The sequence below is a fragment of the Paenibacillus kobensis NBRC 15729 genome (genome assembly GCF_004000825.1).
GTDB classification, from domain to species: domain Bacteria; phylum Bacillota; class Bacilli; order Paenibacillales; family Paenibacillaceae; genus Paenibacillus_T; species Paenibacillus_T kobensis.
On the sequence record NZ_BILZ01000006.1, the window covers coordinates 130,471 to 140,606 of the forward strand.

8 protein-coding genes are annotated in these 10,136 nt (G+C 54.2%); all 8 read right to left on the bottom strand.

The features are described 5' to 3' along the window. Positions 1–972 (bottom strand): aldo/keto reductase family protein, encoded by a 972-nt coding sequence (locus PKO01S_RS06275; RefSeq protein WP_127530453.1) that lies wholly within the window; start codon positions 970–972, stop codon positions 1–3. A 42-nt stretch (positions 973–1,014) separates the two neighbouring features. Continuing rightward, positions 1,015–2,388, bottom strand: a complete 1,374-nt coding sequence (locus PKO01S_RS06280; protein WP_127530454.1) for an LLM class flavin-dependent oxidoreductase — start codon at positions 2,386–2,388, stop codon at positions 1,015–1,017. A 43-nt stretch (positions 2,389–2,431) separates the two neighbouring features. Then, on the bottom strand, positions 2,432–3,184 hold the full coding sequence (nfsA, locus tag PKO01S_RS06285) for an oxygen-insensitive NADPH nitroreductase (RefSeq protein WP_127530455.1): 753 nt from the start codon (positions 3,182–3,184) through the stop codon (positions 2,432–2,434). Positions 3,185–3,398: 214 nt separating this feature from the next. Further along, complete coding sequence (locus PKO01S_RS06290; protein ID WP_127530456.1) at positions 3,399–4,799, bottom strand: ABC transporter substrate-binding protein; 1,401 nt, start codon at positions 4,797–4,799, stop codon at positions 3,399–3,401. A gap of 47 nt (positions 4,800–4,846) precedes the next feature. Continuing rightward, on the bottom strand, positions 4,847–6,169 hold the full coding sequence (locus tag PKO01S_RS06295; RefSeq protein ID WP_127530457.1) for an LLM class flavin-dependent oxidoreductase: 1,323 nt from the start codon (positions 6,167–6,169) through the stop codon (positions 4,847–4,849). 26 nt (positions 6,170–6,195) lie between these two features. Next, positions 6,196–7,596 carry an ABC transporter substrate-binding protein gene (locus tag PKO01S_RS06300; protein ID WP_127530458.1) on the bottom strand — a complete coding sequence of 467 codons (1,401 nt, stop codon included), beginning with the start codon at positions 7,594–7,596 and terminating at the stop codon, positions 6,196–6,198. Positions 7,597–7,621: 25 nt separating this feature from the next. Then, on the bottom strand, positions 7,622–8,941 hold the full coding sequence (locus tag PKO01S_RS06305) for an LLM class flavin-dependent oxidoreductase (RefSeq protein ID WP_127530459.1): 1,320 nt from the start codon (positions 8,939–8,941) through the stop codon (positions 7,622–7,624). A gap of 217 nt (positions 8,942–9,158) precedes the next feature. After that, on the bottom strand, positions 9,159–10,133 hold the full coding sequence (locus tag PKO01S_RS06310) for a carbohydrate ABC transporter permease (RefSeq protein WP_127530460.1): 975 nt from the start codon (positions 10,131–10,133) through the stop codon (positions 9,159–9,161). Between the last annotated feature and the right edge of the window lie 3 nt (positions 10,134–10,136).

The following is a 10,136-nucleotide window of genomic DNA, read 5'->3' on the forward strand; positions in this document are numbered from 1 at the left end:
TTAGAAGGAGCCTCGCACGGTTGCCGGCTCGTTGTTCAGCACGTTCGAAATTCGGGCGATGACTTCTTCATCGAGCACGATGCCTGAAGCCTTCGCATTCTCCTCCACTTGCTCCGGACGGCTTGCCCCGATCAGGGCGCTTGCAACGTTCGGCTGGCGGAGAATCCAAGCGAGCGACAGCTGGCTCACCGTAATGCCTTGCTCGCGGGCAATGTCCTGAAGCTCAGCGACCTTCGTAAGCTTCTCTTCCGTCAGCTTGTTTTTGAAATTGTCATGCTTCACAGCACGGGAATCGGCTGGAATGGAACCTGCCGAATATTTGCCGGTCAGAATGCCCTGCGCCAGAGGCGAGAATACGACTTGACCGAACCCTTTCTGCTCGCCGAGCGGAATGATTTCTTTCTCAATATAACGCTCGAACAGATTGTAGACCGGCTGATTAACGACGATCTTGTCCAACAGATATTTGTCCGCGATAGCGAACGCCTCTGTAATTTGCGCCGCTGTCCATTCACTGACGCCGATATAGAGCACTTTGCCCTGGCGGACCAGGTCATCGAACGCACGAAGCGTCTCTTCCAGCGGTGTGGCGGCGTCGAAACGGTGGCTGTATAAGATATCAATGTAGTCGTGTCCGAGACGCTTCAAGCTTGCATTCGCGGACTCAATGACATGCTTGCGGGACAGGCCGCGGTCATTCGGACCGTCTCCGATTTTGCCATATACTTTGGTTGCTAGAACATAAGACGAGCGCTCGTAATCGCGGAGCGTCTCCCCGACGACGCGCTCCGCTTCACCCTTCGCATAGACGTTAGCCGTATCGAAGAAATTAATGCCGAGCTCGTAAGCCTTGCGGATCGACAGCACCGCGTTCTCGCGTTCGACATATCCGCCGTACGTGAGCCAGCTGCCAAGGCTAATGTCGCTTACCTTCAAACCGCTTGCACCCAATTGACGATATTGTATAGACATTTAAATTCCTCCTAATCGAATGATCGTGAATGATCCGTTTATTTAGGCCTGATCGCTATGTGCCAATGCTGCCTGCGCTTCCTTCGCCGCTATCCATATTTCGCGATTACGGTTAACCGGGTGTTCGAGCCCGAGGTTTTCCCGCAGCGTCTTACCTTCGTATGCAGTGCGGAACAGACCGCGGTTTTGCAGCTCCGGCACCACTTTGTCGACGAACGTCTCAAAACCGCTGTTAAAAATATGAGGCAGAATGTTGAAGCCGTCCGCGCCGTTCTCAAGCAGCCATCTCTCGATAAAATCGGCCGTCTGCACGACCGAGCCGGTAAACGATACGTGACCGTGTCCAGCTGCACTGCGGGCGATGAATTGGCGGAGCGTCATTTTATCCCTGACGGCTGCGTCGACTACGACTTCCTGTCGGCTCGTAATGCCTTTCGAAATGGAGCCGTAAGGCTTCGCTTTGTCAACCGGCACCAAGTCGTCCAACGAATATTCGGTCAGATCGACGGTGAAATAGTTCGAAAGTCTGCGCAATGCTTGCTTCGGATTAAGCAGACCGTTGAATTCATCTTCGATATCCCGAGCTTCCGCCTCCGTATCGGCGACAATCGGGCACAGTCCCGGCATAATAAGCAGCTGCTCTGGCGTGCGGCCGTACTTCGCCAGACGGGATTTCACATCGGTATAGAACGCCTGTGCGGCGCCCAGCGTCTGCTGCGCGGTGAATATAACCTCGGCCGTCTTAGCGGCAAGCTCTTTGCCGCCTTCCGACGAGCCGGCTTGTACGAGCACCGGATACCCTTGCGGCGGTCTCGGGATGTTCAGAGGCCCTTTGACATTAAAATGCTTGCCTTTGAAATTGATTTCGTGCACCTTGTCACGATGGATCGATACATCGTTCTCCCGGTCGTATACTAGGGCATCCTCTTCCCAGCTGTCCCACAGTTGTTTCGTCAATTCGACGAATTCGTCGCCAATCTCGTAACGCGTCGATACGTCCGGATGCTCGGATCTGGACAGATTGTCGGCATCCTCTTGGGAATGACCGGTCACGATATTCCAGGCCGCTCTTCCTTTGCTGATGTGGTCGAGCGAGGCAAATTTTCTAGCTACGTGGTACGGATCGTTATAGGTCGTACCAACCGTCGCGATGAAACCGACGTTCTTCGTCAGCGCAGCCAGTGCCGACAATAGGGTGAACGGCTCCAGCCTGCGGCCAAGACCCGAATAGTTGTCCGCCATGAACAGCGAGTCGAACAGTCCTCTCTCCGCTATTCTCGCAAGACCCGCATAGTAGTCGAGATCCAGGTCTTCACTCGGACTCGAATGGGGATGTTTCCACGCCGCCGAATGGTGGCCCGCTCCCCGCATAAATACGTTAAAATGCGCTTGTTTCCTATTGTTTGATGCGCTCATGTCCTGCACCTCTCTCATGTCTTCCGATCCCGCAGCTGTCCTTTTAACTCAAATCGAAGCCTCTGCCTTCCAGAAAGCTGCGCATATGTCCGCGAAGCCGTCCGCCATCGAACCGGCGAACCATCTCTTTGGACCATTTTTGTTCCTTCTCCCCGGCTTTGCCGCCTCCGCTGCGAGTCGCATAATACGTACGGGTCGTCGAATCGTATTCCTCGATCGCTCCAGCGACTCGGTTGTCCTGGTACGTCTCCTCATGCAGAAAAGCACGAAGCGGCAATCGCGGCCGAAGATCAGGCTCCTGGTCCGGAATACCGACGCTTAATCCGAATACCGGATACACGAACGGCGGCAGCTCCAGCAGCTCGCTAACCGCTTGCGGATTGTTGCGTATGCCGCCGATATAGACGGTTCCATAGCCGAGCGATTCCGCCGCGATGACCGCGTTCTGCGCCGCTAGCGTCGCGTCAATCGTTGCGAGCAGGAACAGCTCCGTGTTCTGTTGCAGCTCCGCATCTTCGTGCAGCCGAACCGCCGTACGGATCTTATTCAGATCGGCAAGCCATACGAGAAACAACGGACTTTCCTCGATATGCTTCTGATTGCCGGCTAGGCCTGCAAGCACCCGCTTGCGTTCGGCATCCCGAACCGCAACAACGCTGTAGGCCTGAATGTTCGAAGAGGTCGGCGCGGCTTGTGCAGCTAGCGCGATCTCCTGCAGATGCTCTTGAGGGATAGCGTCGTCCTTGTACTTCCGTATCGAGCGATGTGCCCTTAGCAAGCGAATCGTGTCGTTCATATGTTCCCTCTTCCCTCCTGTCCGTTCCGGATACCCGTAAAAATAAAAAAACCGGAGACACATGAATTTGTGTCTCCGGTGGTCCGGCAGGCTCTTATTCTTACTATTCCAATCTATTTAGTTATACAATGACAAGATGAATTTACCATTATCCATCTCATCTGTCAATATCGTGCGGTAATTTGTTGGCAGCCGATTGAATCGGTTTCGCCTATTATTTCACGCCGATTGTCGTACGAAGCGACTCGACATCCTTATTGATCGCATCGGTCGCTTTGCGGATCGCCGAGTTAACATCCAGACCGTTAATCGCCAGATCCGCAGCCGCTTCGTTCAGCCTTTTCGAAATTTCCGTTTCATACGGGTGGAAGTAGTGCTCTTGCAGCGGCTCGCCGACAAATACGTTTTGAACGGTCTTGCCCTGCAGCACCGGTATATCCAGCCCGTATTCCTTCTCTAGCTCCGGATTCGTAATGGCCGGTACACGACCGTTACGCGAGAGTATGCGTTGACCTTCATCGGACAAGATTTCAGCGATGACCTGGAACGCCTCTTCCTTATGCTTGCTTTGCGAGTTAACGGACAGCGAGTGAATTTGCGCTTCCCTCGTCTTGCCTAATTGATCCTCGAAGTTCGGAGCAGGCGCGATGTCCCAGTTGAACTCAACACCTTGCTGGCGCAGTTCCTCAAGCGGCCCGACCATGTTGGCCAGCCAAGTGACGCGCATCCCGACCGTCTGATCCTTCATGAACTGGTCGCGTCCATAATCCCATACGCCGTCCGGCGACACATAACCCGGAATTTCAGATATTTGCTTCTCCAGTTCGAAGATGCGGTGCCATTCCGGCGTGTCGAGAGCGGCGTTGCCGGTCTCGCGGTCCAGAATCGGCAGCCCAAGCCCTTTGGCCAACCCCGTCAAGTGATCGACCGACAAACCAACGTAATTCACACCGTTCTCCGTCCGCGTCAGCTTCTTCGCGATTTCAAGCACCTGATCCCATGTCAGCTGCTCGCTCGTCGGATACTCGACGCCGAACTTATCGAAGATGTCTTTGTTGTAATAGAGCACGTGCTGGTTCGCATTGAATGGAATGGCCAATATTTCGCCGTTATCTCCGAGCTCTTTGATATAGTTCCACAGAATTGGTTTAATGCGGTTCGTATCGAAATGATATTGATCAATCAGACCGCGAAGGTCCTCGTATGCCCCTGTACGCTTAATCTTCTGATGCGTCGTCGAGGACGAATAAATAATGTCAGGCTGATGCGTCGTCAGCACCTCTTCAGGCGTCGTCGTCGCGGCAGGCGTAATCCGCTCGATCGTCACGTTCGGATATTTCGCATGAATCGGATCCGCGATGAGCGTCTTGAACTCGGTATCCGGGAACGTGCCGCTCGTGTTGTAGAACGTCAGCGTTACCGGCTTGCTGCCCAGCTTGTGCTCATCGTTCGCCGGTTGCTCCGCCGTGCTTGCGCCAGCTGTGCTGCTCTCCGTATTCTCCGTCTTGCCTGCATCTGCGGCTTTCGAGCTGCTACCGCCTCCCTCATTGCCGCCGCATGCGGTAAGCATGGAAAGCAGCAAAATTGATGTAATGCCATAAGATAACTTCTTCATTTCAGTGTTCTCTCCCTTAGATGTTCATGTCAGTGTTATTAGGTGGACTATTGCAATGCTTTCGCCCAGCGGCGCGCATTCGCCGGACGCTTCAGTCCTAGCCGGTCCCGAAGCGTCGTTCCCTCATACGCGGTACGGAACAACCCGCGGTTTTGCAGTTCCGGTATAACCTTGTCCACGAAGATTTCGAGACCGCTTGGATAAACCTGAGGCATGACGTTGAAGCCGTCGGCTGCCCCATTGACGAACCATTCCTCGATTTTATCCGCCAGCTGGATCGGTGTTCCCGTGAACGTGAAGTGTCCGCGTGCGCCGCCCAGCCGGTTAATAAGCTGCTTGAGCGACAGCTGCTCGTCACGGATCAGATCGAGAATAAGCTGATGGCGGCTTTTGTTGCCGTTCACATCATCGGTCGCCCGCAGTCCCTCGAGCGTCAGCGGCTCGTCTATCGAGCGGGCAGACAGATCGACGCCTAGACGCTCTGACAACCGGCGGACGGCAGCGTCCTTGTCGATGAACTCGAACAACTGCTCCTCGATTTCTTTCGCCTCGGCTTCCGTCTCGGCTAGAATCGGGCTGATGCCCGGCAAAATATTGAGTTCATCATGTGTTCTGCCATACTTCGCAAGGCGGGATTTGACGTCATGATAGAACAGCTGCGCACTCTCGATATTCTGGTGAGCAGTGAAGATCACTTCCGCTACCTTCGCTGCGAATTCCTTGCCGCTTTCGGATGATCCCGCTTGCACCAGCACTGGATACCCTTGCGGCGGCCGTGCGATGTTCAGCGGGCCTTGCACCTTGTAATACTGGCCTTCGAAATCGATTTTATGGATTTTGTCCTGATCGTACAGCTTGCCGGAACTTTTATCATTCAGGACAGCATCGTCCTCCCAGCTGTCCCACAGCTGCTTCGTGACTTCGACGAATTCGTCGGCGTCTTCATACCGCTGCGAATGGTCAGGATGCTCATCCAGCCCGAAGTTATGAGCCGCAGAGCCCGCGCCCGTCACAATGTTCCAGCCTGCTCGTCCTTTGCTGATATGATCGAGCGACGCGAACTTTCGTGCGACGTGGAATGGCTCGTTGTACGTTGTACCGACGGTAGCGATCAAGCCGATATGCTTTGTCCGGCTTGCCAGCGCCGCGAGCTCCGTGAACGGCTCGAGCTTATTCGACCGTCCGACGTAACCGTCCGCAAGAAAGACCGAATCCAGCAGACCGCGCTCGGCGGTCTGCACGATGCTAATCAAATGATTAAAGTCGAGATTTTTTTCCGGCTGCGCTCCAGGCAACCGCCAAGAGGCCTCGTGATGCCCCGTGCCGAATAAGAAAGCATTCAAATGCAGCTGACGTTTCGATTCACTCATCGTATTCATCCTCCTCTTTCTTACCGTTATTGGCCGATCGTCGTCTTCAGCGTCTCGACATCTTTATTGATCGCATCCGTCGCTTGACGAATCGCCGAGTTGACGTCCAAGCCATGGATCGCCATTCCTTCGGCCGCTTCCGTCAGCCGAACCGTAATGTCAGGCTCGTAAGGGTGCTGATAATGTTCCTGGATCGGAGTGCCGATGAAAATGTTTTGTACCGTTTTGCCTTGCAGAACCGGTACGTCCGCGCCATATTCCTTCTCGAGCTCCGGATTAATAATCGCAGGTACACGTCCGTTTCTAGCAATCGTACGTTGACCTTCGTCCGACAGCAAATACTCCAGCACTTGGAACGCTTCGTCCTTATGCTTGCTCTGGCTGTTGATCGATACCGAGTGGATTTGCGCTTCTCTCGTCGTCCCCAGCTTATCGGCGAAGTTCGGCACTGGCGCAATATCCCAATTGAACTCGACGCCTTGCTGACGCAGCTCTTCAAGCGGTCCGACCATGTTCGCAAGCCACGCGGCACGCATAGCAATGTTCTGGTCTTTCATGAAGTGGTCGCGAGTCCAGTTCCACGTTCCGTCCGGCGCGACATATCCCGGGATTTCGTATATTTGCTTGAGCAAATCGAACACGCGGTGCCACTCCGGCGTATCGAGCGCCGCCTGGCCGGTCTCGCGGTCCACGTACGGCAAGCCTAACGACTTGCCTAGCCCCGTCAAATTATCTACGACGAGACCGACATAGTTCACCCCATTGTCCGTGCGCGTCAACTGTTTGCCCACCTCGACCGCTTCGTCCCACGTCATTTGTTTCTCGGTCGGATACGGAACGCCGAACTTATCGAAGATGTCTTTGTTGTAATACAAAATGTGCTGATTCACGTTGAACGGAAGCGCATAGACTTGATCACCGCGGCCTTTGGTCGCGTCCTTGATGTAGTTGTACGCGATCGGCTTGAGGCGGCTCTCGTCAAAATTGAACTTCTTGATCAGCCCGCGCAAATCTTCGAAGGCGCCCGTCCGGATGAGACGCTGCGATACGCTCGAGAACAGGATGTCCGGCGTCTGCGTCGTCAGCACCTCCTCCGGCGTTGCAGTTGCCGCCGGCGTAATGCGTTCGATCGTTACGTTCGGATATTTCTTATGAATGGGATCGGCGATCATCGCATTGAACTCGACGTCGGTAAACGTTGCACCGCTGGAATAGAACGTGAGCGTCAGCTTCTCATCGCCTAGCCTTGTGATATCACCGTCCGTTTCTACCTTCGTTTCTCCCGGTTCGGTTTTGTTCGTTCCTGCTTGATCCGTGCTCTGTGCTGTTCCCTTCTCGCTGTCGTTTCCGCTTCCGCCTCCGCAAGCCGCTAAGAGGGCTGCGGTCACGAACAGCGTAATAATCGTTCCAGTCGGTCTCTTCTTCATAACGGCTTCTCCACCTATCTGTCTGTTATTGACGTTGCAAATGTCTAACGTTCGCAGGACGCTTCAGTCCTAAGCTCTCGCGCAGCGTTGCGCCTTCGTACTCCGTACGGAATAGTCCGCGGTTCTGCAGTTCCGGAATGACCTTGTCGATGAACGCTTCAAGGCCCGTCGGAACGAGCTGCGGCAGTATGTTAAATCCGTCAGCCGCATAGTTGCGAATCCACTTTTCGATAAAATCGGCCGTCTGCAAGACCGAGCCTGTGAAGGTTATATGTCCGTGCCCGCCGTTGTTGCGGTACAGCAATTGACGAATCGTGAAACTTTCGTCGCGCCTTGCCGGATCGAGTACCGCCTCCTGCCGGCTGCGTATGCCGTTAAATTCTTCGGACGGCTTCGCCTTATCCAGCGGCACGGGATCGTCCAAGTCGTAATCGGACAGGTCGACCGTGAACCGTTCGGACAGATTGCGCAGCGCCCGCTTCGTATCGACATAAGCGTGCAGCTCCGCTTCGATGTCCCGGGCTTCGGCTTCTGTATCAGCGACGATAGGAGCGAGACCCGGCAGGATGACCAGCTCATCGGCCGTCCGTCCATATTTGGCTAGTCGTGATTTCACGTCCGTATAGAACTCCCGGCCTGCTTCGAACGTTTGCTGCGCTGTGAAGATCACTTCCGCCGTCTTCGCGGCAAGCTCCTTGCCAGCCTCGGAGGAACCCGCTTGGACAAGCACCGGATAACCTTGCGGTGGACGAGGGATATTAAGCGGCCCCTTCACCGAGTAGGTATGGCCATTGAAGTTAATCTCATGCACCTTGCCTTGTTCAGTCAGACGTCCGTTCTTCTTATCGTAGATAAGAGCATCGTCTTCCCAGCTGTCCCACAGCTGCTTCACGACTTCGACGAATTCTTCGCCCGTTTCGTACCGCTGGGCATGCTCGGGATGCTCGTCCAGACCGAAATTATGTGCTGCCGAGCCCGCACCGGTTACGATATTCCAGCCCGCACGCCCGCCGCTGATATGATCCAGCGATGCGAACTGCCGTGCAACGTGGAACGGCTCGTTGTAGACGGTTCCGACAGTCGCAATCAGGCCGATATGCTTCGTGACGGAAGCCAGCGCGGACAGCAGCGTGAACGGCTCCAGCTTGCTGCCGCCGCCGGCGTAACCGTCAGCGAGGAAAACCGAATCGAGCTTTCCCCGTTCCGCAAGCTGAGCCAACTGGGCCAAATACTCGATATCGAGCTCCAGCTCCGGCTTGGAGTCGGCGTGGCGCCATGCGCCTGCATGATGGCCTGTCGCTCTCAGAAACACATTTAAGTGGGCTTTCCGATTATTCTCGCTCATTGTCACTGCACCTCAATCTCGAATGATTTTATAATCCTAAACGCAAATAACCGGAAGTCGCTTAGTAGCAACCTCCGGTTATCCGGTCGATTAACGATATACTCTTTAAAACCTATCAACTTAGTAAGGATTAGTTACGAATTTACACCGCTAACCGTGATCTGTCAATTCTTTTATTTTTTACATGTTATATTTCTTGTTCATTACCGAAGGCGAGTTATTCGACCAAGCCGGAACGCTCTACCCCTTCGATGAACCAGCGCTGCATAACCAGGTAGACGACGAGCAGCGGCATAATGATAAGGAATGACGCCGCCATTTTGATCGACTCCGCATACACCGTGATCTCGCCAGCTCCGGCCGCTTGCGCCATCTCCCCGGCCATACGCGCCAGCGTAATGGACAACGGAACATTATCAGCGGTGAACATGAACAGAGACGGGAAGTAGAAATCGTTCCAGTTCCAGACGAATGCGAACAGCAACACGACAACCGTCGCTGACCGGGAGATCGGGAACATGACTTTGAAGAACATCCGGAAAGATCCGGCTCCATCGATACGCGCCGCTTCGTCAAGCTCCTTCGGCAGCGTCGAATAGAACGAACGGTAGATAATGACGAACATGGCGCCCTTCAACCCATGACCGAATAAAGCGGGTACGACCATCGGCAGAAAAGTATTCATCCAGCCGAACTGCTTGAACAACATAATGGTCGGCAGAATCGTGACCTGCGGCGGCATGATGAAGGTGAACAGCAGCAGCGCTCCCCACAGCTTCTTCAGCGGAAAGTCGAGCCTTGCGAACGCATAACCCGCTATGGCGCACGAGAACACCTGCAGCGCCGACACGGAAGATGCGAGCGAGACGCTAATCAGGAAGCTCTTCCCGTAGTGCAGCATCTCGCTTGCTTCCTTCAGATGCCCCGTGTAGATCGTCCGAGGCACCCAAATAACCGACGGGTCAAGAATATTTTTCGCGTCTTTCACCATCGTCGTCATCATATACAGAATCGGCTTCAAGTAGATGAAAGCGACATTAATAAGAATAAAATAAACAACGAGTTTGAATAGAATACCTTTGTCGATCTCCGTACCGAGCACCCGGTACCGAAGCAGCTCCAACCGGTTTCGCAGCTTGGTACCAAGCCGCCAATCGACATTCAAGCCAGGACGGCCTCTCTCAATCTTCACTTC

Bases quoted from the DNA above. Each gene is read 5' to 3' on its own strand.
- PKO01S_RS06275 (WP_127530453.1), bottom strand. From the start codon at position 972: ATGTCTATACAATATCGTCAATTGGGTGCAAGCGGTTTGAAGGTAAGC.
- PKO01S_RS06280 (WP_127530454.1), bottom strand. From the start codon at position 2,388: ATGAGCGCATCAAACAATAGGAAACAAGCGCATTTTAACGTATTTATG.
- nfsA (WP_127530455.1), bottom strand. From the start codon at position 3,184: ATGAACGACACGATTCGCTTGCTAAGGGCACATCGCTCGATACGGAAG.
- PKO01S_RS06290 (WP_127530456.1), bottom strand. From the start codon at position 4,799: ATGAAGAAGTTATCTTATGGCATTACATCAATTTTGCTGCTTTCCATG.
- PKO01S_RS06295 (WP_127530457.1), bottom strand. From the start codon at position 6,169: ATGAGTGAATCGAAACGTCAGCTGCATTTGAATGCTTTCTTATTCGGC.
- PKO01S_RS06300 (WP_127530458.1), bottom strand. From the start codon at position 7,596: ATGAAGAAGAGACCGACTGGAACGATTATTACGCTGTTCGTGACCGCA.
- PKO01S_RS06305 (WP_127530459.1), bottom strand. From the start codon at position 8,941: ATGAGCGAGAATAATCGGAAAGCCCACTTAAATGTGTTTCTGAGAGCG.